We start from the raw sequence: 25,046 nt of genomic DNA, 5'->3' as shown, positions 1-25,046 counted from the left end.
CGAAATTCCCCCTTGAATAATAGTTTTCTATCCTTTGACACTTCCCGAGGCCACGCCTTCAATCACTTGCTTCTGGCCTACAATGAAGATGATCAACAGTGGCAAGATCGCAGAAACGGCTCCCGCCATCATAAGCGAATAAAACTCTCCATTAAAATCGGCAAACTTCCGAATCCCCAGCTGAAGCGTGAACAAGGCTTCAGAGCGCAGGAAAATAAGTGGATTCTGATAATCGTTCCATGTCCAAATGAAACGCAGAATCATATAAGTCGCAAGCGCCGGCTTGACTAACGGCAGCCCGATCCGGAAGAAAATAATCCAATGATTCGCGCCGTCGATTCGCGCAGATTCGATAATCTCATTATGGACGCTCATGAAAAACTGGCGCAGCAAGAACGTGCCTAATACTCCCGATGCTGCAAGCAATACAAGACCAAAATGGCTATCGAATAGACCAAGCCAGCGAAACATCATAAATTGCGGAACCAGGATGGCCTGAGAAGGAATCATGTAAGTAGCCAGCACTAAGATAAACATAGCTTCCCGGCCTTTGAAGATCACCTTGGAAAATCCATAAGCGGCCATAGCCGAGATGATTAGCGACAATGCGGTAGCCATCAGTGTCACTTTAATGCTATTCAAGTAATAAAGAGTGAAGGGAACAGCACCTGACCAGACTTGTGTGTAATTTTCTATCATGTACCATGTTTTCGGAATCCATTGTATGGGGTATGTCATAACCTCCAATTCAGGCTTGAACGAGGCCGATAACATCCAAATGAATGGCAGGATAAAAAATATCCCGACGATTCCCATTAGAGCCGTGACGATCAGACGGCTCGCGCTGACGGATTGCATATGTGTATTCCCCCTAGTAATTTACCCATTTCTTCTGCCCCACCCATTGGATAAGTGTCACGAATAAGATCAGCAGCAGCAGCACGATCCCCATCGCAGACGCATAGCCGGATTGCAGGTTAACAAACGCCGCTTCGTAAAGGTAATAAACGATAACCGATGTAGAGCCAGCAGGGCCGCCGCTAGTCAACACCATAATGAGATCGAATACCTTGAACGAGCCAACCACCCCTGTTATGAGCAAAAAGAAGGTTGTCGGAGAAAGCATGGGCAAGGTAATAGTGAAAAACTGCCTCAGAGGAGAAGCACCATCTACATCGGCCGCCTCATAAATATCCTTTGGAATCCCCTGCAAGCCTGCCAAATAAATGACCATATTAAAACCAAGCGAAGTCCAAACCATAATAATCATGACTGCAATCAGTGCGAATTGCGGGTCCGCCAGCCAAAGTGGCGGATTCTCAATGCCTATCCCCCGTAAAAATCCGTTAATTGGTCCGCTGTTGGGATGGAACAAAACTCTCCATAATAAAGCGATGGCCACGAAACTTGAAATGAAAGGCATAAAGTAGATGACTTTGAAGAAATCTTTAAAGTAGGTTGCTTGGTTAATCAAAGCCGCGAGCACCAGCGCGAAAAGCATGGATACGGGAACAACCGCGATCATGATGACATTGTTCCGAAGTGCTCGATGGAATCCTTCATCATGCAGCAAATTATTATAATTCTCAAATCCGATAAAATTTAGCCCATCGAGCCCTGCAATGAAGTTCCACTCGGTAAAACTTATCAACCCTGACAAAATGATCGGGATAACGACCAGCGTCATAGTCAACAACAGCATGGGCAAAATAAATAGATAACCATTAATCATGTCGTAAAATCCTTGCTTGCGGATTCGGAGAGCCTTGCCTGTTTTCGCCTCCTGATCCAAACCATTTCTCGTTGTCTGCTCCAAATTTGCCACCTCACTGTCCTCTATGTCTTCCTCATTATAGGTGCCGCGTTCCATACAAACATGCAACGATTTTTTCTATAGCAAAAAAGTTTTGCGATATTTTTTCCCTCATTGCAAAAAATGTTGAATGAATCGTTCATCAGCATGCTGTAGTATTGCTTTATAAAGAAGAATGGCAACGAGGGGTGGCACAACATCATGCGTGTTATATTAAAGCTAAAACATTTATCCTTGCGTCAAAAGCTGATTCTGACATCGATTGCCTGTCTGGTATTGCCTACGGTAGCTATGCTGTATATTAGCAGCTACTACTCCAAGTTAATTATTCGAGAGCACACCCTTGAGAAAGCAACGCAATCCCTTGCCATTGTACAATCTCAAGCCAATGCGATTATGGAGGAGCTTGTGTCCATCTCAAATTTCGTCCAATTCGATCCCGAGATTAAAACCTTGCTGGAGGAAGCCCAGGATCATCCGATTGCCGCTAGACAACTAACGACCCGGCTAGAGCAGATTGCGGGAGAGAAGCCGGACTTACGGCTAACTTTGCTGACAAGGAATGGCCGCGCTTATTCCGATTATTCCTTTTACGATTTCGAGCCTCAGCAATTTGTTCAGCAAGACTGGTTTGACAAGGCATCCCGACTGACGGCATACGAAACGTTGTTTTTGGGTGGATTGCGTAACTACTTGCCGCTGCTAGATCATGATCAAGGATATGTCTATTTGACCGCTCGGGCATTGACGGAGGCTATTGATCAAGCCCCCTTCGCCTATCTAATTGTCAGTCGTACGGAAGACTCCATTCGGGATCTGTTCGCTGGCCTAGAAGAGGATGTTTACCTGCTGAGTGACGAGAATATCATTTTATCCAATCGAAACGCTGACGTCATTGGCCAGCCCTTCGACACGATCATGAACGAGGAGACAAGCTCTTCACCAAGCTTTATTCACCTGCGAGGAGAGAATCAAATTCATCTCTCGCTTCCACTTCGTTATGCGGACTGGAGACTCGTAAGTCTGGCGCCTTACGAGCAGCTTACCGGTAAATTAAATACCTTCTATCAGTCCGCCCTATTGCTTCAATCGCTGTTTGCCATTTTTTTCTTATTCGCTTTGACCTATCTATTGGGTAGATTCACGAAACCGGTTCGATTGCTTGGCGAGGCGGTCAAGAAGGTGGAAGCCGGGGATTTGCAATATCGCTCCAATATTCGCGGCCGTGACGAGATTGGACGTTTGGGACGCTCATTCGACATGATGCTGGATCGGATTCAGCAGATGCTCCAGCAGGTAGAGATCGAGCAGCAATTAAAGAGGCAAGCGGAAATGGCGATGCTGCAGGCGCAAGTACATCCGCACTTTTTGTTCAATGTCCTAAGTTCCATACGCTTGAAATTATTATTGAAGCATGATGAAGACACCGCCCATGTTGTCGGCTCCTTAGCCTCGCTGCTGCGGGCAAGCTTAATGAGGCAAAATGAATTCGTAACGCTTTATGCCGAGATTGAAACAACGATGCAGTATATTGATTTAATGAAATTTACGATGAGGTTCCCGACTGAGTGCCACCTGGACATTCAGCCAGACCCGTTAACCATCACCGTACCCAGGTTTATCTTGCAGCCAATCATCGAGAATGCTTATAAGCATGGATTTACGCAGAGCGGTGGTATCATTACGATTAAGGTAGTAACGGATGCCCATATGCTGCGTATCACAATCGAAGACAATGGTCTAGGCATGACACCGGAGACGCTTCAGAATTTGAAGGATCGATTCAATGTTCAGAAGCGGGACGTCATTGAGCAGATGATTGCGGAGGAGCGTACAGCCGCCTCAGGAATCGGATTATTTAATGTGTACAGCCGATTGAAGCTCCTTTACAGTGACCGTTTTGAGATGGACATTGATAGCGTGTACGGCAAACAAACGACCATCGTATTAATATTTCCTGCTGCAGAGCCATCCGAATTTGTAGAGGTAGGTGAACACCATGTTTAAAGTCGTTATTGCAGACGATCATTACCCCGTGCTTGATTATTTAAGCAATATCATTCCTTGGACCAAGCTTGGCTTTGAGCTTTCCGCGCTCTGCTCCAATGGAGGTGAAGCATGGGAAGCCTGTCAAAACCAACAACCGGACATTCTCATTACGGATATTGGCATGCCCGTGATGGACGGTCTTGATCTCATCGAGAAGGCGCGCGAAGCGAATCCTCGTCTGAAAACCATTATTTTATCCTGTCACGAGGATTTTCAATATGCCCAAAGAGCCGTTAAGCTTAACGTCAACGATTATATCTTAAAGGAAAGCCTTCGCATGGAGCATGTCGTTACGGTTCTGCAGCAGCTTGCTTGCACGTTAGCCGAAGAGAAACAAGCCGAGAACAGCCGTCTCCAGCTGCAGAACGTCGTGCAGCAAAATCTGTCCATCATTCATACTCGATTTATTCGCAAGCTGCTGGAGCAGCCGATATGGAACGAAGCGGAGTGGAATGACGAAGCCGAGAGAATGGGCATTCACCTCCGTGATGGCATGCCATATCTGCCTGTTGCGGTGCTGCCGGAGCGCTCATTCGAGCTTGAAAGCCGGTTTGGCGGAGCCATGAATATGCAATTTGTCATCGACAACGCCTTGCAGGAATTAGTCCAATACGAAGGTGTTATCTTGCTTGTACCGAACGAACGCCAATACTTCCTTCTGTTTCCTTTCCCGGCCACGTTGAAACGCAATCTTCATGAGGACATCCGGGCGGAGCTGAAGCGTGTTCAACAATTAGTGCACCGACATCTCAGTATTGGGATATCATTCTATCGCGGTGATGTGGCTCGAGATTTCCTGCAATTGAAGAAGCAATTACAAGATTTAATGAATGTGAAGATGTTCCGTTTCTATGCAGGAGAGCTCGTCTATGCGGAGCTGCAGCCGCTCCAAACGACGAAGGAAGATTTGTTCCTGCATTATGCCAAGGCCTTTCAGGAGCTGAAGGACAGTATGCTTGGGGGAGAACGGGAGCTCATTCATACTACGGTGAATCGATGGGGAGCATTCATTCAGGATCGCGTATACCCAGTTGAATCTGTGAAAAGCTGGATACTAAAAATGGCATTGGAGCTAGAGCTCAAGTATACGGTGATGCAAAACTTCGTGATCAACTTCAACAGTGAGCTGCAGCAGCAGCAAATTGCTTCTATTGAAACGCTGAAGCATCTTTTGGAATGGCTGCAAATTTTTCTCGAAGAGAAAGCTACCGATATTCAGATGCTGCGCGACCATACGGTACGGAGGGAAATCGCGGAAGCCCAGCGCTATATTCAAACCCATATGGGAGAGAAAATCGCCATGGATGAGATGGCCCATCGGTTAAATCTGAATCCATCGCACTTCAGTCGTATTTTTAAGCAGGAAACCGGTGAAACCTTCGTCGAATTCGTCACGCGGACGAAGATGGAGAAAGCGAAGGAGCTATTGAATCAGTCCGACATGACCGTGGTAGAAATCGCGGAGCAGCTCGGCTACGAGCATACCAGTTACTTTATTAAGCTGTTCCGCAACGCCTCCGGCATGTCTCCGAACGAGTATCGTAAATCAATGTGAGCACATGGGCTGGTGAACGAGTTGCAGCCCTTTACTCTTATCATAAAAAAAGCCCCTTCATAGGGGCAATCGCAGATCTGCTTTTGACATTTACGGCATCCGTAAAATATGCTTTTCTCTGTATTCCTGTGGCGAATGTCCGGTTGCTTTTTTAAAAAAGCGAGTAAATGAAGTAGCCGATTCGTAGCCTACACGCCGGGCAATGTCGCTTATTTTTAAATTTTCACTCTTAAGTAAATCCTTTGCTTTGATTAACCGAGTTGAGTCAATAAACTCAGTCAGATTTCTTCCCGTTTCCTGTTTGTAGATGCGTGACAAATACGATGGATTGAGATGTACTTGTTCTGCCAATCTGACCAGTGACAAATCCTCGTCTAAATGACTCATAATAAATCCCTGTAAGTAGTCGATCATATTGTCCGCCCGCTTTTTCTGATCCACTTTTTGCATATTAAAAAGAACAGAAGATAATTCCGTCAGGTACAATGCCGCAGCGTTCCAAGTTTCGAAAAAATCGGTCCGCATCAGCTGCGTCTGACTAATTTGACCGGCTACCTTCACATTCAGTCCCCATCTGTTTATATAGGACATAAGATAGAGAGCTACGGTGTAATAGGCTTCCTGCGCATTGACATTATTTTTACTGCGAATGCCTCTTAAAGGAACAAGCAGCTGCTCCAAGGCTTCAAAATACTTCTCCTTATGCCCTGACTCCAGATGCTGCTCAATAACAGAAAGATTTTTTAGTTTGAGCGCCGTTACCAGCTTCTCTCCTTCATCGAATTCTTCTTCATAGCTATTAACTGGGCCAACCTCATTGCCCATATTGTCATTTATCTCACTGTCAACTAAAAGTATTGTATTTTCAATGCCTATCCGATAATTTAGCAAATGGTGCAGCGAATGATACTGATTGAAAACAGAATCCCACCAGCTGGCTTTACTGCCGACAGTAAAGCTGACAGGCATACCGATGTTTTCCTGACAAGCTGTCTGTATGACCTCTAAAATGCCTTTAAGGAAAGAAACCGTTTTATTGAAATAATGCTCGATCATATCCGAATTCGCCGGAAATGTGATGGATAATGATTCCTTAGGCTGAACAAAAATGACAAACCGATGATTTTCGTCTAAAACAATTGCAATATTCACATGGGCGGCCAAATACCTTTGAATAATTTGACGAACCGAATAGACCTGCTGCATCTGCTGCATGTAGTCGCTGACCTCAGGTAACTTATCAATCTTGCCCAATACCAAAGTAACAGGCCATTGCACATTAATCGGAATCGATAGCTGTTCAAACTGTTCTTGGCTAATTTGTACCGCTTGATTCCCCTTTAGAATACACAGTAAATAATTTTCTTGAAACAAATTCAACGCCATGTGGATTTGTTCTTTTGCATTTCGAATTAAATCTTCCGTTTTAATTTCTTTACGAATTTTTGATACGGTTTCTTCTATAACTTGAATAACTTTATCAATATCTTCTGCCTTAAGAATAAAGCTGACGTCCCGATGCTGAATGGCTTTGTATACGTATTCAAATTCACTGTGGCCTGTCAAAAAAATAACTTTGCATTGGGGCCAGCTTCGAAAAATTTCCTCCATTAGCTGCATACCGTTTAAAATGGGCATATCAATATCGGTCAGAACAATATCAATTCTGGTTCTATTGAGCCACTCTATAGCTTCTTCTCCACTATATGCCTTATAAACATCAAGATCCAAATGAATCATGCCTCGAAAAATTTCGTAAAGATGATTCACAATCATTTCTTCATTGTCTACAATTAAGAGTCTGTACATGCTTAAACCCTCGCCTTCGGGTTAAGTCGCAACGTCACCTTTAAACCACCCATAGAGCTTCGCTCTAAACTCAATCCGTTCTCTTCGCCGTAAATCAACCGGATTCGTCTATGAATGTTGATTAGACCTGAAGTCTCAATATTGGTGTTATCGTAAAAAAGCTTAGGCACGGATACCAGTGTTTGATCCGATAAATGAGCTCCATTATCTTCAACAATAATACGCAATGCGCGATCATCGAGACGAAAGCTTATCGAAATTCTTCCCTTTTCTTTCGTTTTTTCCACAGCATACTTAAAGGCATTTTCAATTATTGGCTGAAGAATCAGTCTAGGTACTTGTATATCCCTGACCGCATCCGGACAGTCTTCAAAATGGATCGACAATCTGCTAGGAAAACGCATGAGCTGAATTTCAGTATACGTCCGTGCATGTTCAACTTCCTCATATAAGGGCAAATAATCCGAAGCATTTCTTGTAATAAACTGAAAATAATCACCCAAAAGCTTAGTAAAAGCAATTAAATTCTCATCCCCTATTCTTGCCATCGTATTAATTAAAAACAAGCTGTTATATAGAAGATGCGGGCTGATCTGAGACTGCAATTGCTTTAGCTCTGCCTTCTGATTGAGAATCTTCTGCTTATATACCTGATCGATCAGGGCCGATACATTCTGAACCATAGAATTAAAGCCTTTGTACAAATAACCAAACTCGTTTTTTTTATTTACTTGAATATGAACATTGAAGTTGCCACTCTCTACTTGCCGAAAAGAGCCCACAAGCTTTCTCATTGGCTTATGAATCAAATTATAAGTGTATACGCAGTAGAGAATAATAATCATCAATCCCACACCTGTAAATATCCATAACCAAATATAAAAACTTTGAACGGGAACAAAGATCAAATTCTGCGGGATATAACGCAGCAAAAGCATGTTCAGATATTTTGACTTCACGGAAACAACATAAATCGTTTGTCCATTAATCTTGTTGTAACCAATGTTTCCGCTTTCAACTTTAAGATGGCTTTCTGCAAGCTCCTCCAGCAGCACCGCATCATTATTTCCTTTTCCAGGTATCACCATATTGTGGGTCAAATCGATTAAAAAGGTGCCGCTATCGGCATACGTTCGGAACTGCCCTAGTGCTTCTTGCAATGCGTTCGTATTGATCTCAACCTCAATCAAGTACATTTGAGATAGACCCGCGTTTCCAGCGTGAAGAGTGGTCAAGTAGAGCTTGTCTTCATACTGCACCAGCTGCGCCCCCCTCTCCCCTTCCGGCACCCGGAGGTGCTCGAATTTATCCATATCAATAGGACTTACGGAGGTGGTGGAGGATATGGTTTTTTGAATAGAGAGGATATGCACGCTTACGTTAGCAATATAGGAGCTGCTGTTATGGATTGTAACAAGTCGCTGTTGCAGTTTTCTCATGCTTTCCACTGTCTCATATTCATTCATAATGGAATGGCGGATGGCAAGCTTAGCAAGATATTCATCATTGAGACTATCGTATTGCAATATTTTTATGCGTTCTACCTCATCTTCCAGACTTTCAAGATAAAACGATACTTGTGCAGTCGAGGAATTTATAATTTCATTCTTTACTGTGTTTAGGCTCCAATTATACATGTAAATTCCCAAAAGGATGATAAGTAGGATTGCCATTAGAAATGTCGCAACCAATCTTGCGAAAATACTGCCTCTGATATGCACCTCCTCCCTTATTTGTTTAAAGTTAATCCTATTTAAACTATAATATCTTCCATACTACCCTTTAACACTTCCCAACACCATCCCTTTTACAAAAAATCGTTGAAGGAACGGATATACGCAAATAATAGGAAGCGCCCCTAGAAAAATTTGGGCGGATCGCATTGTTTTGTCTGATATAGTTGCCATTAGTTTGGCCTCCTCCGGTGTCATGGTGCTGAAGGAGCGTTGAACTACAATGGTCTGAATGTAGCTTTGGATAGGATAATGACTGGGATCATTCATATAGATCAAGCCATCAAACCAGCTGTTCCAGTGACCAACGAGTGAAAACAAAAGAATGGTCGCTAAGGCCGGCAACGATACCGGCACATAAATGCGCCATAGAGTTATCCAGTGTCCAGCGCCGTCCATATAGGCTGACTCGCTTAATTCCTTTGGAATCATCCGAAAAAAATTCAACAGCAGAATAACACTAAACACAGGTACTGCGGTCGGCAGTACCAGCGCCCAAATGGTATCCATCAATCCAAGCTGTCTGATGACCATATAGGTAGGAATTAGTCCAGCGCCAAATATCATTGTAATGAAGAAGCTCCATGAGTAAAAGCTGCGAAAGCGGAATTCGCCATTTTCCTTAGAGAGCGGATAGGCTACCATTATTGTGAGTAAGAGATTAATAGCGCCGCCAAAAAGGATACGCTGCAAAGATATAAACATCGATTGCCAGAAGGCTGCCCGCTGCGCCACAAATTCGTAGGAGGCTAATGTAAAATCCTTGGGCCACAAAGTTACCGTACCAGTTGCCGCAACGGCGCTGGAGCTGAATGAAACGGCCAGTATGTGAATCATCGGAATCAAACAAAACAATGCAACTAACGCGAGAAAGCAAGAATTAAATATGGCAAACCAGTCGATCTTCTTTTGTACATGCATAATAGCTCCCCCTAGAAAATCCTATAATCCGCAACCTTATAGGCGATGAAATATGACACAGATACGAGTATAAGTGCGACAACAGACTTAAATAATCCTACTGCTGTTGCTATACCGAATTGGGCATCCAATAAACCGATGCGGTATACAAAGGTATCAAGAATATCCCCGCTTTCGTATACCATTGGGCTGTACATATTGAAAATCTGATCAAAACCGGCATTTAGCAAATTGCCTAAATTAAGAACCATAAGTAAAACGATAACCATTTTCATACCTGGAAGGGTCACATTCAAGGTCTGCTTCCAACGATTAGCTCCGTCAATCTGTGCTGCTTCATATAAATCCGGGTTAATGCCAGTAATCGCCGCCAGATAAATGATCGTACCATAACCAAACTCCTTCCATGAATCAGTCAATATCATGGTTATAGGGAACCATTTGTTATCCCCAAGGAAAAAGATAGGTTCAAAGCCAAACAGTTGAATGACTTGATTTACCAAGCCGTCAGTAGGCGACAAAATTTCTATAAAGATGCCGCCTAATACAACCCATGATAAAAAGTGGGGCAAATAAATGGCGGTTTGAACTCCTCGTTTCATACCGGCATTCTTGACTTCGTTTAAAAGAATCGCAATCACGATAGGTACAAAAAGTCCCAAAATGATTTTCAATACCGCAATGTAAAGCGTATTCCACATGATACTGTTGAAATTGGGCATGTTCATGACATACTGAAAATTGCTCAGTCCTACCCATTGCTGATCGCCAAACAAACCCTTGGCCGGAATAAACTTCTGGAACGCAATGATGATACCTCCTATGGGGAGATAACTAAAAACAATCAAAAAAAGAAACCCAGGCAATATAATTAAATGCAGTGGTATTTCCCTTTTCCATCTTCTTTGTAACATACGATTCACCCTGTTTCTTTTCTATGATTGGGAATGGGAATAATAAGAGAAAGGACACTCTCTAAAAAGCCTAGCATCCTTTCTCTTTGTTGCTATTATTTTTCTACAGAAGCATACCACTCATTGACTTCTTTGGTCATATCGGCACCACCAAGCTTATTCCAGTTCTCCACGAACTTGTCGAAATCGTCAATTGGGGCAGCACCCATAATGAGCTTCACGAATACTTCCGTTTCCAGAGATTTCAGCGTGGACTGTTTTTCCGCCATTGTTTTGGTTGGCGAGCCTGCGAAGGACTCTAGCATAAATAGATCCTTATCCACGTATTCAACGCTATGTCGATATACCCCATCCACACCATATATTTTAGGCCAGCCCCATTGAGAGGTATCTCCATTTTCAAACGCCTTGATGTTGTTTTGAATAGATTGCGCTTCGCCAGTCAACTGATCCAATGTATTATTGGAACGAGCTGCCTGAATCTCTTTAAACGCATTAAGATTTTTAAATGGTGGATACGGTTGAACCGGTGAATACTTCCACACCCCTACGCTGTCATTTGCGGCAGGCATGTAGTAGTTATCAAAATCACCTGTTTTCCCCCAGTTTAGCTCTACGTGAAGATTAAACATTTTGATCAATGCTTCCGGATTCGAGAAACCCTTTTTAACAACCCAGAACTCAGAAGCTCCAAAATTCTGTGGTGAAAGAACAGGCTTGTCATCTACGGATACCAAGGCGTATCCTTCCCAATTTGCTGTTGGATCGTTCTGATAGTTGCTGATAAGCGGATACATAGGGTTCCATTGCGCGCCGAACTCCATGCCAACCTTACCAGATGCAATCGTTTCCGCTACCTTGCCGCCATCCTTTACACCAAATTCCTTATCAATCTGGCCATCCTTATACATTGTAGAGAGCGCTTTCAAAGCTTCCTTTACTTCTGGAAGGGTACTGCCCCATACTAAATTTCCTGAACCATCATCTATCCACATATTAGGGTAAGCATGGTAACCGGTAAAGAACCCTTCTAATCCCATTGCACCGCCGTATAGATCCTTTGTAATAGCTAGACCGTAGGTATCATTTATATTATTCTTATCCGGATCCTGACTTGTGAATGCTTTACTGATGGCCAGGACATCGTCCATTGTTTTAGGTGCGTCAATTCCCAAATTTTCCAGCCAATCGGTGCGAATCCAAATGAATGTGCCATCGCCGTAGACCTCTGCAGGACCCATTCCCATCATTTTCCCATCAATTGATGCAGCATTGAGTACAGCAGGTCCTTGAACCGTGTACAATTCCTTCAGTAGATCGGAAGCATAAGTATCCCAATATGGTTTCAAATCCTCTATCATGTCAGCATCGGCCATTTGCTTCATCTGAGAACCCGTTACGCGAAGCATGTCAGGGATTTCACCTGAAGCCAATGTAACGTTAATTTTTTGGGTGTAGGCATCCCCGCCCTTTACCGTCCAATCGTATTTAACATCAATCCCCAGCTTTTCCGAATACGCCTTAAGCCAGCGATTGTCATCTACTGTCTCTCCTGGTGTTTTAGGAATAATGTTATCCTGCATATCATTATCCACATCACGGGCAAATCTTATTGTAAGCGCTTTATCATATTTCCCTAAAGGTTCCTTATCTCCTGAAACTTCTCCATTTGACTCACTTGGTGCGATGCTTCCCGCTGGACTGCTTGTCGAGTTATTGCTCGGAGAATTGGTACTGCACGCTGATAAAACTCCCGTTGTCACTAGCAAACAGCTTAAAATCGTAACTGTTTTAGATAACATGCTACTTTTCACACTCATAGCCCCCTTTTAATAGTTAAGCATTAAATAACAACTCAACTATATCTCCAAATTAATCAATTCGCTATTATCTAGTTATTACATGTTTACCATTCGTCTACTTCATTAATTGTGATAGTCCTAACCATTTTCAACTATCTTATCATTTGTTTACAATCACGCTGTTATGCTGTTTTTGATTTGCAATCGACTGAATGAAAGCGCTATATTAAAAAATAAAAGGAACATCATCTAGCGAATGGGAGAGGATATTCATGGTTCTATTGTTCATAAACGCAGGTCGAAAGTATTCCAAAATCAACAAAAACATATACGGTCACTTCTCAGAGCATTTAGGCCGTGGCATTTATAACGGCTTATATGTTGGTGAGAACAGTCCAATCGCCAATACCCGTGGAATACGCAACGATATTGTAGAAGCATTGCGGCATATCCAGGTTCCGGTATTGCGCTGGCCGGGTGGATGCTTCGCCGAATATTATAATTGGAAAGACGGCGTTGGGACTGATCGCAAGCGCATGGTTAATGCTGGTTGGGGTGGTGTGGTAGAGGACAACTCCTTCGGTACCCATGAGTTTTTAGATCTTTGCGAGCAGATTGGGGCATCTGCCTATATTGCCGCAAACGTTGGTTCTGGTACTCCGAGGGAAGTAAGCGAATGGGTAGAATACATGACCTTCGGCGGTGAGTCACCGATGGCCGACTGGCGACGCCAAAACGGTCGTGATAAGCCTTGGAAGGTCGAGTTCTTGGGAATTGGCAACGAGAACTGGGCCTGCGGCGGGCATATGAGTCCGGATTATTATGCGGATGTATACAAACGCTTCGAAACATTCGTCCGCAATTATGACAGCAATAAGATTTTCCGAGTTGCTTGCGGCGCTGATGGAAACGATTATAAATGGACGGAAACCTTGATGCGCCTTGCAGGGAAAAGGATGAACGGTCTATCGCTGCACTATTACACCATGCCTGCATATTACGAAACGGAACCATACCCATGGGAGCGCAAAGGACCCGCTGTGGGCTTTGACGAAGCTAACTACTACCGAACACTGCGCCGGGCATTGTATATGGATGAGCTGATCCGCAGACATAAGCATGTGATGGATCAATACGACCCTGAATGCCAAGTGTCGATTATTTTGGACGAATGGGGGACTTGGCATGAGGTCGAGCCTGAAACCAATCCTGCTTACCTTTTCCAGCAAAACACCATGCGTGATGCAATTGTCGCTGCGGTGTCGCTAAATATTTTTAATACCCATAGTGATCGGGTGCATATGGCCAATCTTGCACAAATGGTAAATGTCCTCCAATCGGTGATTTTAACAGAAGGGGAAGAGATGATACTTACTCCCACCTACCATGTATTCGATCTTTTTAAGGGGCATCAAGACTCCACACTTATTGAAAGCTATGTGCAGCAAGATTTGACTGGTACAGAGGAAGCTCCAGTGCCTGCACTGCACGTTAGCGCATCTGAGCGAGCTGATGGCAGGATTCATGTAACCGTTGTAAATCTATCCGTAGATGAGCCTCAACAGGCACAGGTCCTGCTTAATGGAAAAGTGTTTTCTTCTGCCGAAGTTCGTTACATCTCCGGCGATATGAATAGCCATAACCCATTTGGACAACCACCTCAGGTAGAGATTAAAACGATGAATAATATTAACGTAAAGAACAATGGCTTACTTATTGACCTTCCCGCCTGTTGTGTTGCTGAAATCATCCTTGATTAACTACAACGGTTACACAAGCTAGGCACAACAGCCGCTTGAGGAAATCGGCTGCGAGTCCAAATTTTTCCTCGACGATGCCAAAAGCCAATAGCAAAGCAGAATCGAGACCAAGCGCAAAAGTTCATGGACTATTACTTATTCCATCCGTTCAGCTTCAGGGAATTGTCGTTTATTGCTTTTGTGAGAAAATAACATCAAAAAGCCTGAACCTTCAAGGGTTCAGGCGGTGATTAAATAAATTATTTTCAAGCGACAAAACATAATTTCAAGTTACAGCCGGCAACAAGTAAAAACACTCCAAGACTTTCCCTATAAGGAACCATTAATTACATCGGCTGTACCCGCAATTGCTGCACTGCTTGCAGCCTTCTACATTAATAAGTGACGCGGAGCCGCAAGAAGGACAAAGGTCGAGCGAGCTTACGCTGCTGCCGCCTATAGCTGAGTTAAGCCTGACGTTAGCTGCCGCTATAGATGTCGTTTTTGCAGATGAGCCGACGTTCAAGTCTATACTAGCTTCAGTTACTTCACCGCTTTCCTCCCGCTGTTCCACATCCGTCTGCTGCATGTCAGCAGACGCTATATGCTGCTCCAACGCCTTCGCTACAGCATCAGCGATTGATTCCACGCGGTTTGCGCCAAACCCAATCGCACCTGTGCCGCCAATTCCTTTCAAATGCTTAATTAACAGCTCCACCTTATGACCATGATCGCCATAACGAAGGAATAGCGAGCAGACGCGCCCAAGCGCCTCCGCCATGGCGAACACGTCGGAGCCAGCCTTGCCGACATTCAGAAAAATTTCGCCCGGCGAGCCGGACAGATCATTGATCGTAATGTACGCCATGCCGAATGGCGTATTAACCTTGTAGGTGGCACCGCGCAGCACCTGCGGGCGATTTTTGTACGCTTTGTCCAGCGTTTTCTTACTCACAGCGGTTGTAGCTGTAGTAGTTTTGGGGTCTGCTGCATCAGGTACACTCCCAGCACTTGAAGCCCCTTGAGAAGCCACTCCCTCAATAGCTATGGCACCCTGATCTCCAGCTTGAACTTCTTTCTCCCTGCTTTCTGCTCCTGATGCCAGCTTAAGCTCCTCTTCCGTCTCCTGCTTCTTCTCTTTCTCATCCGTCGTCGACAGCACCTGAACATCCCTGCTGCCGTCGCGATAAATGGTCACGCCCTTGCAGCCAAGATCAAAGGCCATCTCATAAAGCTCCTTCGTCTCTTCCACCGTAAAATCATTCGGGCAATTCGCCGTCTTCGAAATCGAGCTGTCCACCCAGCGCTGAATCGCTGCCTGGACCCGAATATGATCCTTCGCAGACAAATCCATCGCAGCTACAAAATAATCCGGCAGCTCCTCGTCAGGATGCTCATCCTTCCACTGCTGGGCAATCGGGACAAGCTGCTTGTCATAGCCAAGCCTGCTTTGGCGGAAATATTCAAAAGCAAAATACGGCTCAATGCCCGTCGAGGTGCCGACCATCGTTCCGGTACTTCCCGTCGGCGCCTGTGTCAGCACCGTGACGTTGCGAATGCCATGCTGCTCTACCGAAGCCCCCACCTCGGGATAATGCGACGTCAAGCTTCGCATAAATCCGCTTTGCAAAAATTTATCCGCTTCAAAAGCAGCGAAGGTACCTTTCTCCGCTGCAATTTCCGTCGAAGCAAGATACGCCTCTCGGGCCATAAACCCATACAGCTTATCGAGAAACTCGAGCGATTCCGCGCTGCCGTAACGGATTTGCAGCTTAATCAGCAGCTCCGCAAGCCCCATCGTGCCGAGCCCGACGCGGCGCTCGCGCTTCTGGTTCGCTTCATTTTCAGGAAAATGGTACGGTGTGGTGTCAATGACGTTATCGAGAAAACGCACCGACCAGCGCGTCACCTTCGCCAGCTCCTCCCAGTCGACATCATGCTGCTGCTCATTATAGAAACGCGAAAGATTGACAGCTGAAAGATTGCAGACGCCCCAGCCGGGAAGGCCTTGTTCGCCACAGTTGTGTGCAACCATTCCACCAGCTAGAAGCGAATGCGTAATAGGCTCCGTAATATCGTAAACGGTGACGGTTTCTCCCGCCTTTACCGAAGTGACTTTAGATAGAAACTTTTCCGTTTTACGTGAGCGCCGAGCAATTCGCTCAAGCGCCTCTTGTTTTCTAGTGACATAACGAAATCCGATCTGTTCTTTAAAGGCAACAATATTGTTTCCGGTCATGATGAGCTCATAAAAGCCGCTGCTTTCATACGTACGGTGCTCGCCAGCTTTTGTCGTATATTGAAATTTCGTTTGCGCTTTTTTGGGACGAGCATAAATCGAGCTGTGAATACCATAATTAAGCAGCAAAAGCTGAACGCCCTGCAGCAGTTTTCTTGAAGCCGAAGTTAGACGAACGGAGCGCCGCATTTCATCCCGTTCATAAACCGTTCCATCTGCACTAAAAAGCCCTTGCAGAAATGCCGTTACGGTAGCTTCTGACGATGTGAATAATGCCTCAGGTACTTCCTTCTCTGGAGCCTTGACAGCTTTAACGCCCAGCTCATTCAGCTTTTGAAGCAGCTCTTTACGCCACCAATATACCTGTTTTGTCCCATTTGTTCGATCAAACACCTTCGCCTTTACTCCGGTAATCCTCTCACCTGCCTCGACTAGCAGGCTTACTACCTCTTCATCCCCGCCACCAAAAACCATGCCGATATCCCCGCGTTTCGATACCCATCCGTCGCCCGCGAGCCAACCGAGAAACAATCCCCAATGTTCGCCTAGTTCATCTTTCGCTGCAAAATGACCTATACCGGATTGGACATATACGCAATCCTCTTGGGTGAGGTGCTGCGCTTCCTTCCAGCCCACATTCGTATATAAGCGATGGTCCTTTGTCACGCTGATGTCCATCCCATTTTGCAAAGATACGACGACCGTCTCCTTCACTCCTGTAGGAAACACCGTTGCTTGCCGCATCTTCACACCGGGAACCTCATAAGAACGCCCACCGACAACTTTTGCTTGTTCGACTAGACGCGCATCGGTGCCGACAAGAAAGCTTTCTCCAGCTGTTTTTTTATACAATTCCTCTATCGTCATTAGCCCGTATTCCGTCGTAATTCTGGTGCTCGGATGAAAGCATGGATTCGTACTAATAATGGGATTGAAATACCAGCTATTCGACATTTGATTATAATACTCCATAAAAACGACGCCGGGCTCTGCCGATTTCCAGGCTGATTCAATGATCATGTGCCAGATATCGCGGGCGCGGACCGTTTTGTACAAAATCACCTTTTTGCCAAGTGCCCGCCAAGCATCCAAATCTCCTGTCCAAAGCTCGTTGTACTGTGTATCCTTCGTATCCGGGAATACCAGCTCCCACTCTAAATCCTCCTTCACCGCTTTCATAAAAGCGTTGCTCACGCATACCGATAAATTCGCGTTCGTCACCTGGCCCATCGTCTGCTTCACCGTAATGAAATCCAGCACATCGGGATGCCAGTCGTTGATCATTAGCATTAAGGCGCCGCGGCGGCTGCCGCCCTGCTCGATCAGCCCCGTCGTATAGCTGAACAGCCCGCCCCATGACACCGCCCCGCTCGATGCGCCATTTACCCCTGCCACAATGGCGCGGCGCGGACGCAGCGACGACAGATTAATGCCTACACCGCCCCCGCGTGCCATAATTTCCGTCATTTCCGTCAACGTCTGCATAATGCCGCCACGGCTATCTGCCGGTGAAGGCAGCACATAACAGTTAAATAGCGTAAGTTCCTCACTAGCCCCTGCCCCCGCTGCAATTCTCCCGCCCGGCACGAGCTTCCAGTCGTCCAAAATATAGCGAAAGCGCTCGGTCCATTCCGCCCGCTTCTGCTCGCTGCCCTCGACTCCGGCAACCGCCTTCGCCAAGCGATCCCACATTTCCTCAGGCGTCTGCTCAATGGTCAGCGTCAGCTTCTCGACCGCAGTCGTTACACAGCCACCGCTTCTGAGCTGCACTTCCACCTGCTCACCTTCACGGGCCACAATCTCTCCTACTTCCTTCGTTGGGAACTTTGGATCATCTTTGGTCAGCACGAGCACAAGGTCTCCAGGCTTAGCGCCGCTGGAATCCGCATTTTTCCAAGCATAACGATCGAGAAAAATTTTCTCGCTGAGCCCCTCCAGCCTGCTGGTGCCTTTCCTATTTTCATTTGAGGTTTGTTTCTTCTCCATAAGTAACGCCGCCTCTCCTTACATTTGCTAAAAACGTTTCTATTTGCCCGCTAACAAGGCCTTTCACATCATGCTTAACCCGATATATTGTGTCTGAAAATCATTATAACATACTACATATTGGGTTTCCTCATCATTCCCAGCCAAAAACGCCCAATTTACCCGCCTGCCGAAGCCTGCGCTTTCCGTTGCTAGTCCTCACGCTTTTTTTAGCCTTTTCTTATGAATAGGCGATGAAAGGGTCATACTAGAAACAAAGATTTTAACCTACTCATTTTGCTTGAATGGACGATGAATATTGGCTTAAACGATGAAAGGAGCTGCTCCCTTGTCTTTAGATAATAAACTACCGCTATACGGATCATCCGCTGCTCCAGATGCTGCTCTAGTCACCCGCAAGCTTCATCCGCTCGTAGATTTGCAATATGACCGTTCCACCTTAGACGAGCTGCAAAACCGCATTGCCAAAAACGGACCTTGGGATGACTGGACGTTATATCAACTATCGATGGAAGCGGAACAAGCGAAACGAATTGAAAGCTTCGAGCAGCTGCAATGCCTGCGCAGCCTGCCGATGCTCGAACCGATGCCCCATCAAATTTCGACTGCGCGCAAGGTGCTGCATGAAATGGGCGGACGCGCCATTCTCGCCGATGAGGTTGGACTTGGCAAAACGATTGAAGCTGGCCTCGTGCTGAAGGAATACATCGTCCGCGGGCTCGTGCGCCGTACGCTCATTCTCGTTCCCGCCTCGCTCGTTCTGCAATGGGTGCGCGAGCTGAATCAGAAATTCGGCATTTCCGCCGTTGCCCAGAAAAAAGCCCATACCTGGCATTACGACGTCGTCGTCGCTTCGATAGATACAGCCAAGCGCGATCCCCATCGCGACGTCATTCTCGGCACCGACTACGATATGGTCATCATCGACGAGGCGCATAAGCTCAAAAACAAAAAAACGACCAACTACCAGTTCGTCACCGAGCTGCGCAAAAAATATTGCCTGCTGCTTACCGCAACGCCGGTGCAAAACAATTTGGACGAGCTGTACAATTTGATCACGCTGCTCAAGCCTGGCCAGCTCGGCCGCCAAAGCGAGTTTGCCGCCAACTTCGTCGTTGACAAGCGCCTTCCGAAAAATGAGGAGCAGCTCCAAACGGCGCTGTCCAGCATTATGATTCGCAATCGCCGCGGCGACGGCGGCATTTCGTTTACGAAACGTTTTGTGAAAAATATTCCGCTGCAGCTGTCGACTGACGAGCAGGCGCTTTACGACGCAGTGACCGCCTTCGTGCATGAACGCTACGATGAGAGCGGCCCCGACCTTAGCAGCATGCTGTCCTTGGTCACACTCCAGCGCGAAGTATGCAGCAGCCGTGATGCCGTCTTTCTGACACTCGTCAATATGTTCAAAAAGACGGCCGAGGATTCGCCCGTCCGCGCAAAAATATGGGAGCTCGTCGAGTTCATCAAAAAAATCGAAGCCAATACGAAGGCTGAGAAGGCGCTTGAGCTCGTTAAGGAAATGAATGATAAAGTCATTATTTTCACGGAATATCGGGCAACGCAGGAGTATTTGCTGCAATATTTCCGCTCCCACGACATGATTGCCGTCCCTTACCGGGGCGGGATGAACCGTGGCAAAAAGGATTGGATGATGGACCTCTTCCGCGGCCGGGCGCAAGTATTGATTGCAACGGAGGCAGGCGGCGAAGGCATCAATTTGCAATTTTGCCACCATATGATCAACTTCGATTTGCCATGGAATCCGATGCGCGTAGAGCAGCGGATTGGCCGCGTCCACAGGCTCGGACAAACCGAGGACGTAAAAATTTACAACCTTTGCACCCTCGGCACGATAGAGGAGCATATTGTCCATTTGCTGCATGAGAAAATTAATATGTTTGAGCTTGTCATTGGCGAGCTGGATCATATTTTGGAGCGCTTCGAGAAAAAAGATGGCTCGCTGGAGCAGCAGCTTGCCCGCATGCTGCTCGAATCAGGCGGCAGCGAAACGGAGCTGCGCGATAAGATCAGCGATCTCGCCTCCTCGATTACGCAAATCCGCGAAGAGATACAGCTTGCTCCTGAACTGCAGGCAGGTGCGCAAATTGTGTCACAAATGACAGCCCTTGGGCAGACGGTGGAGATACGACATGAATGAGAAGCAGGTACACAAGTTTGTGCAGCGTTATTTGGAGGCGACCGAGTGCCAGGTTTTGGAGAAATCGCCCTGTCATTTCACGGTTAAGCTGTCGCCTGATGCAGACCGGGAGCTGACGAACCGTCCCTACTACTGGAGCTTTGTCGATCGCACGAACGCTGCTCCCGAGACAATGACCTATCTGCTTGTAACCGACCGTGAAAAGTATGACGCGGGGCAAGCTGGGTTGCTGCCCGCGCAGCAGCGCGTACCCTTATCGGGCTCGGGCGGAGCAGGTGTGGCAGGAAACGCAGCCGGGGCTGCAGGAAGCACAGATGCCGCTGCATTTAACGGGGCCGCAAGCAGCGTGAGGCCTGATGCGGGCATAGCAAGTGCAGCGGCAAATGCAAGTCCAGCCGCACCAGTTAACGCGGCTGGTGTCGCTTCGGCCGCGCCAGCGAGTTCGGCAACTGGCGCTGCGGCAGAAGGCGCCAATAGCAGCGGGGGCGCAGCGGCAGCCGGCACGAGCCAAGCGGCGGCGGCTGATGCTGCGCTTGGCCGCTCGCTCGGCTTTGTACACGGCAGCCTCAATCAGACGGGGCTGCGCATTCCGCGCGAGGAAATGTATTTCGGCTCGCGCAAGCTCGATCAGCTGTTTGGTGCGGCAAAATCAAAGGGCAGCTACGTCTTTCTTTTTCAAGAACCGGAGCGTGGTGCCGCCTCGCCTTATAGCTCTACGCCTTACACTGCTTGGCTTGGCATTAATATGCGGGTGGAGTTCGCCTGCGACCGCAAGCGCGAGGAAATACACAGCTTCGGGATTTCGCTGGCTACGGGGCATTGCACCGAGCAGTTCCATGATCGAGTTCAGCGCCTCAGGCTCACGCCGCGCCTGCCCGCGAACATTCATTTGGCGAAAAATGGCCTTTCTTTCAACAAGGCGCTGTCTATTATGGAGCAGGCGCTGGAGCGCAAGCTGAAAAGCTACGATTATGAATGGGCAGGTGCCGCAACCGAGCGGCTGGAGGAGGAGCTGGAGCGCATTCGGCTGTATTATGAGCCGCTAATCGAGCATGCGGCTGACGACGAGCTGAAGCAAAGCGTACGCGTGCAGTATGAACAGCGCCAAGCGGAAATCCGCTGGCAATATGAGCCCCGCGTGACGGCTTCCGCCATTAACTGCGGTATTTTCCATCTGGAAGGTATTGAATAGTCGAAGATCAGACCCGATCCGCACCTTTGCGGCAAAAAAAGAACGGGACAGGCTGCCGAGTGCCTACACATTCCAACAGCCTTCTCCCGCTCTGCCTTTTATAATGAAGCTGTGAGTCAAGGTGAAACGGCTGTCGCCATCCTCTGTTGGCGCGGCGCGTTTCCGTCCGAGAAATATAAGCGTATTTATAGTGTGAAACCTATAAATTCTTATATTTTAATAATAGGCAGCATTCGCCACTTTAGCGAGCTGCCTCATGAAGAAAAGGGTGAATTTATTGCTGAGCCACATTCGCAAGCTAATGATCGGCGCAATATTGTTAAGCGCTATATTATGGACAAGCAGCCTCCAGCTCCCGCAAGCTGCCGCCATGCCCGAGCTGGAACAAGCAGACCATGCATCCCTTCTCGCCCATGTAGAAGCATGGACAGCGCAGCTCGCAGCACAGCCTGCTTTCAAGAGCTGGCAAGGCGCAACGCTTGATATTTCTGCACTCGGCCCCGGCACACACAGCTGGATGGCCAGCGTTATCCAGCACAAAAAAACCGTCGGCTACCTCGTTGTCCATGCAACGGAGAGCGGCGGGTATATTTTAGGCGAATACGGGCTTGGCGACTACCTATATAGCTTAACAACGCTGCAGCAATCGCTCCAGCGGCTTGAACTTATCCCTTCTGCCATTACGAGTACGCCGCTATATATCCATCCACTGCTGTCTGTCTGGAAAATCACTGGAAAAGCTACGGCATATACCGATGCCATGAGCGGTGAAGAGCTGCCGCTGACTGCTCCGCTCTGGGACGCCGAGGCAAGTCAGGAGCTAAAGCTTATTCATAATGAAGCGCCTATGGCAGCCACCGCGAGCATTGCCAAAGCCGTTTCCAATCCTTCATTCAGCCCTTATGAGAAGCTGCAATGGCTGACAGATGCACCTGTAGGCAAGGCGGAATCTAAAGGCTCCTTAAAGGCGCTGCTTATTTTGGACAAAAAGAAACACCTTACCTATACAGCGGCAAGGTTTAATGGCGACATGCTTTATGTGTGGTCGGCAACTGGCTATCACAGCTGGAACAACGGCGCTGTGTATGTCGCTCTTGAAACAGACGAGCTGGGCGAAAGCCGGCGTTATGTGCCGCTGTCGCTGCTTGCAGAGCTGGGTGATTTTTATCGCTGACGCCCGCTTTTTCCCCGCCACCACATCATAAGACTGACAGGCCCCCAGCCGAACCAGCGCGTCAGCCATGGCTCCCTTATCGCCTTCGCTGACGCTTTTATTTGCTTGCGTTCCCCTTTTGGCTTCTCCATATACTCCACAACCTGAACGGTCACATATTTGATTAAATCATCCCCGCTGGCCATTTCTGTCGCTCCCCTTTTTGCTTGAGTATCTAAGCAGTCGCTTCTTAAGGACAGTTGCCTCTCACAACAATTGATGATATCAGTTTGCCCTGCCATCTCCAATCATAAACATGCATGAGATTTCCTCCGGTGAGCCACGCTATAGCTAAGACAAAAGCCTTTCAAAAGGAGGATGGCATGTGCTTGCTTGCTTTCGTTGTTTGATCATTACGCTGCTCTTCTGCCTTCCCGCCCATTCTACAGCTATGGCAACAGGAAATAGCAAAGCTTCTGCAAATGAACCTGCCGTACCCTCTCATCATTCCGACCCCCATACTGGACATTGGACGATGCCTTCATCCGTTGTACTCATTGATGCGGGTCATGGCGGTATTGATGGCGGCGCGTCGGCCGGGGGCATTTTGGAAAAAGATATTAACCTCGCTGTCGCCAAAAAGCTGTATTTGCTGCTGAATAGCCAAGGCATTACCGCCGTGCTGAATCGCACCGACGATTATGCGCTTAGCGACGATAATCGCTGGCATATTAGCGGCTCACGTCATCGGCGTGACCTATCCCAAAGGAGGCAGCTCACCGAGGAAATTCCTACGCAGCTGCTCGTCAGCCTGCATGTCAATTCGACACCCGACCGCTCGGAGCGCGGGCCGCTGGTGCTGCATCAAAGCAGCGGAGAAAGCGCCCTGCTTGCTTTCTGTATTCAGGACACGCTTAATCGCCAGCAGCGCACACGCTTTCTCCCAAGGGAAGGCAAGCCGTTTTATTTACTTAGACGCGTATATCAGCCAGCCGTTATTGTAGAAATGGGCTTCGTCAGCAATAGCGATGATCGAACGATGCTGACAGACCCCCGCGAGCAGTTGCACATTGCATCCGCCATCGCTTCAGGGATTCGGCAATACAAGCTGATCACCAAATGATTGCAGGACCATATCCGACAGCTTGACGAAGGAAACAGCGGCGTTCATGGACAGAATCGACTGTCTTAGAACAGCCGCTGTTTTTTTGCCCGGAGGCCCTACATGACCGATCACAACGCAGGTAACATGCGTAGCGAGATGCTTCTGCACTTCATTCATTTGCTTGCTAATATGCTGGATCGTATACACATCATCGAGAAAAACATCGTTGGATAGCAGCGGTACGCCAACCTCCTTGGATACCTTCGGCACAACGGTCCTATAGGTCGTCCGGCTATCGAGGAAAAACAACCCTCGCTGCTTGCATACGTCAAGCACGATACGCATAATCCGCTCATCCGCAGTCACCTTGGATCCCATATGATTGTTCATGCCAATCGCATGAGGCACATTGTCAATGGCCGCATTAATCCGCTTGCGGACTTCGGCGTCGCTTAGATCTGCCGTAATAGCGCCGGGACCGAGCCATTTTTTCAATCCCTTGTTGGGCTCCATTGGCATATGCACGATAACATCGTGCCCGAGACGATGAGCCTCCTCTGCATCTTTTTGCGTAGACGGCATAAATGGCATAACCGCCGCTGTAAACTTGACCGGCAGCTTCAACATTTCCTCCGTACCATCCATATCATTGCCGAAATCGTCAATGACGATAGCAATATGGCGCTGCTCCTGTGCCTGGGGTTCTGCAAATACAGAAGCTGCTCCTGCTTCATTGCTCGTGCACAAAACCAGCAGCATTAGTCCAAGCAGCCTGACCATCCTCTTTTTCCATAAATCGCTTCTATTCGCGTTCACACTTCCACACTCCTCATTCGCTATCAACGCGTCATCACTCATTCCCTTTCATTGTTTGT

General features: G+C 47.2%; 17 protein-coding genes. 7 read left to right on the top strand and 10 right to left on the bottom strand.

From position 1 onward, the window contains the following. Positions 1–27: 27 nt before the first annotated feature. Positions 28–858 (bottom strand): carbohydrate ABC transporter permease, encoded by an 831-nt coding sequence (locus AC50YG_RS09790; protein ID WP_046229276.1) that lies wholly within the window; start codon positions 856–858, stop codon positions 28–30. A gap of 13 nt (positions 859–871) precedes the next feature. After that, on the bottom strand, positions 872–1,825 hold the full coding sequence (locus AC50YG_RS09785; RefSeq protein WP_494826499.1) for a carbohydrate ABC transporter permease: 954 nt from the start codon (positions 1,823–1,825) through the stop codon (positions 872–874). Between the two features lie 189 nt (positions 1,826–2,014). Between AC50YG_RS09785 and AC50YG_RS09780 the strand changes: the two genes are divergently transcribed. Continuing rightward, on the top strand, positions 2,015–3,820 hold the full coding sequence (locus AC50YG_RS09780; RefSeq protein ID WP_494826498.1) for a sensor histidine kinase: 1,806 nt from the start codon (positions 2,015–2,017) through the stop codon (positions 3,818–3,820). Continuing rightward, positions 3,813–5,417: a response regulator gene (locus AC50YG_RS09775; RefSeq protein ID WP_494826497.1), complete on the top strand. Its 1,605-nt coding sequence runs from the start codon at positions 3,813–3,815 to the stop codon at positions 5,415–5,417. The genes AC50YG_RS09780 and AC50YG_RS09775 overlap by 8 nt, the downstream gene beginning before the upstream one ends. Positions 5,418–5,507: 90 nt before the next feature. On the opposite strand, the gene AC50YG_RS09770 is transcribed toward AC50YG_RS09775, so the two are convergent. From AC50YG_RS09770 to AC50YG_RS09750, 5 genes are all read right to left on the bottom strand, one after another. Further along, entirely contained in the window at positions 5,508–7,226 is a 1,719-nt protein-coding gene (locus AC50YG_RS09770) for a response regulator transcription factor (protein ID WP_494826495.1), read from the bottom strand. A 2-nt stretch (positions 7,227–7,228) separates the two neighbouring features. Next, positions 7,229–8,947, bottom strand: coding sequence for a sensor histidine kinase (locus tag AC50YG_RS09765; RefSeq protein WP_494826494.1), 1,719 nt, complete (start codon positions 8,945–8,947; stop codon positions 7,229–7,231). 54 nt (positions 8,948–9,001) lie between these two features. After that, a complete protein-coding gene (locus tag AC50YG_RS09760; protein WP_473759809.1) occupies positions 9,002–9,880 on the bottom strand; it encodes a carbohydrate ABC transporter permease in 879 nt (292 codons plus the stop codon). Between the two features lie 11 nt (positions 9,881–9,891). Further along, positions 9,892–10,794, bottom strand: a complete 903-nt coding sequence (locus AC50YG_RS09755) for an ABC transporter permease (RefSeq protein WP_494826493.1) — start codon at positions 10,792–10,794, stop codon at positions 9,892–9,894. A 95-nt stretch (positions 10,795–10,889) separates the two neighbouring features. Beyond that, positions 10,890–12,608, bottom strand: coding sequence for an extracellular solute-binding protein (locus tag AC50YG_RS09750; protein ID WP_494826492.1), 1,719 nt, complete (start codon positions 12,606–12,608; stop codon positions 10,890–10,892). A 260-nt stretch (positions 12,609–12,868) separates the two neighbouring features. On the opposite strand from AC50YG_RS09750, the gene AC50YG_RS09745 reads away from it, so the two are divergent. Then, positions 12,869–14,356, top strand: coding sequence for an alpha-N-arabinofuranosidase (locus tag AC50YG_RS09745; RefSeq protein ID WP_494826490.1), 1,488 nt, complete (start codon positions 12,869–12,871; stop codon positions 14,354–14,356). A gap of 322 nt (positions 14,357–14,678) precedes the next feature. Here AC50YG_RS09745 and AC50YG_RS09740 read toward each other — a convergent pair whose 3' ends face one another. Continuing rightward, the gene (locus AC50YG_RS09740) at positions 14,679–18,560 is read right to left on the bottom strand and encodes a ribonucleotide reductase barrel domain-containing protein (RefSeq protein ID WP_494826488.1); all 3,882 of its coding nucleotides are present in this window, start codon (positions 18,558–18,560) and stop codon (positions 14,679–14,681) included. A gap of 418 nt (positions 18,561–18,978) precedes the next feature. Here AC50YG_RS09740 and AC50YG_RS09735 point away from each other — a divergent pair, with 418 nt between their 5' ends. The 3 genes from AC50YG_RS09735 (at position 18,979) to AC50YG_RS09725 (ending at position 23,087) form a co-directional block, all read left to right on the top strand. Next, positions 18,979–20,721, top strand: a complete 1,743-nt coding sequence (locus AC50YG_RS09735) for a DEAD/DEAH box helicase (protein WP_494827151.1) — start codon at positions 18,979–18,981, stop codon at positions 20,719–20,721. Then, positions 20,714–21,913, top strand: coding sequence for a YqhG family protein (locus tag AC50YG_RS09730; protein WP_494826486.1), 1,200 nt, complete (start codon positions 20,714–20,716; stop codon positions 21,911–21,913). The genes AC50YG_RS09735 and AC50YG_RS09730 overlap by 8 nt, the downstream gene beginning before the upstream one ends. Before the next feature lie 256 nt (positions 21,914–22,169). Next, positions 22,170–23,087 carry a hypothetical protein gene (locus AC50YG_RS09725; RefSeq protein WP_494826484.1) on the top strand — a complete coding sequence of 306 codons (918 nt, stop codon included), beginning with the start codon at positions 22,170–22,172 and terminating at the stop codon, positions 23,085–23,087. On the opposite strand, the gene AC50YG_RS09720 is transcribed toward AC50YG_RS09725, so the two are convergent. Then, complete coding sequence (locus AC50YG_RS09720; protein WP_341282066.1) at positions 23,078–23,272, bottom strand: YqzE family protein; 195 nt, start codon at positions 23,270–23,272, stop codon at positions 23,078–23,080. The two genes, AC50YG_RS09725 and AC50YG_RS09720, sit on opposite strands and share 10 nt — an antisense overlap. 179 nt (positions 23,273–23,451) lie before the next feature. Here AC50YG_RS09720 and AC50YG_RS09715 point away from each other — a divergent pair, with 179 nt between their 5' ends. Beyond that, positions 23,452–24,189 carry an N-acetylmuramoyl-L-alanine amidase family protein gene (locus AC50YG_RS09715; protein ID WP_494826482.1) on the top strand — a complete coding sequence of 246 codons (738 nt, stop codon included), beginning with the start codon at positions 23,452–23,454 and terminating at the stop codon, positions 24,187–24,189. Here AC50YG_RS09715 and AC50YG_RS09710 read toward each other — a convergent pair. After that, the gene (locus AC50YG_RS09710) at positions 24,154–24,930 is read right to left on the bottom strand and encodes a divergent polysaccharide deacetylase family protein (protein WP_494827149.1); all 777 of its coding nucleotides are present in this window, start codon (positions 24,928–24,930) and stop codon (positions 24,154–24,156) included. The two genes, AC50YG_RS09715 and AC50YG_RS09710, sit on opposite strands and share 36 nt — an antisense overlap. Positions 24,931–25,046 lie beyond the last annotated feature (116 nt).

The organism is Paenibacillus sp. J31R34 (assembly GCF_059383715.1).
The sequence above is the reverse complement of the archived record's forward strand: the minus strand, read 5'-3'. Positions and strand labels throughout refer to the sequence as shown.

Bases quoted from the DNA above. Each gene is read 5' to 3' on its own strand.
- AC50YG_RS09790 (WP_046229276.1), bottom strand. From the start codon at position 858: ATGCAATCCGTCAGCGCGAGCCGTCTGATCGTCACGGCTCTAATGGGA.
- AC50YG_RS09780 (WP_494826498.1), top strand. From the start codon at position 2,015: ATGCGTGTTATATTAAAGCTAAAACATTTATCCTTGCGTCAAAAGCTG.
- AC50YG_RS09775 (WP_494826497.1), top strand. From the start codon at position 3,813: ATGTTTAAAGTCGTTATTGCAGACGATCATTACCCCGTGCTTGATTAT.
- AC50YG_RS09770 (WP_494826495.1), bottom strand. From the start codon at position 7,226: ATGTACAGACTCTTAATTGTAGACAATGAAGAAATGATTGTGAATCAT.
- AC50YG_RS09760 (WP_473759809.1), bottom strand. From the start codon at position 9,880: ATGCATGTACAAAAGAAGATCGACTGGTTTGCCATATTTAATTCTTGC.
- AC50YG_RS09755 (WP_494826493.1), bottom strand. From the start codon at position 10,794: ATGTTACAAAGAAGATGGAAAAGGGAAATACCACTGCATTTAATTATA.
- AC50YG_RS09745 (WP_494826490.1), top strand. From the start codon at position 12,869: ATGGTTCTATTGTTCATAAACGCAGGTCGAAAGTATTCCAAAATCAAC.
- AC50YG_RS09740 (WP_494826488.1), bottom strand. From the start codon at position 18,560: ATGGAGAAGAAACAAACCTCAAATGAAAATAGGAAAGGCACCAGCAGG.
- AC50YG_RS09730 (WP_494826486.1), top strand. From the start codon at position 20,714: ATGAATGAGAAGCAGGTACACAAGTTTGTGCAGCGTTATTTGGAGGCG.
- AC50YG_RS09725 (WP_494826484.1), top strand. From the start codon at position 22,170: ATGAAGAAAAGGGTGAATTTATTGCTGAGCCACATTCGCAAGCTAATG.
- AC50YG_RS09720 (WP_341282066.1), bottom strand. From the start codon at position 23,272: ATGGCCAGCGGGGATGATTTAATCAAATATGTGACCGTTCAGGTTGTG.
- AC50YG_RS09710 (WP_494827149.1), bottom strand. From the start codon at position 24,930: ATGCTGCTGGTTTTGTGCACGAGCAATGAAGCAGGAGCAGCTTCTGTA.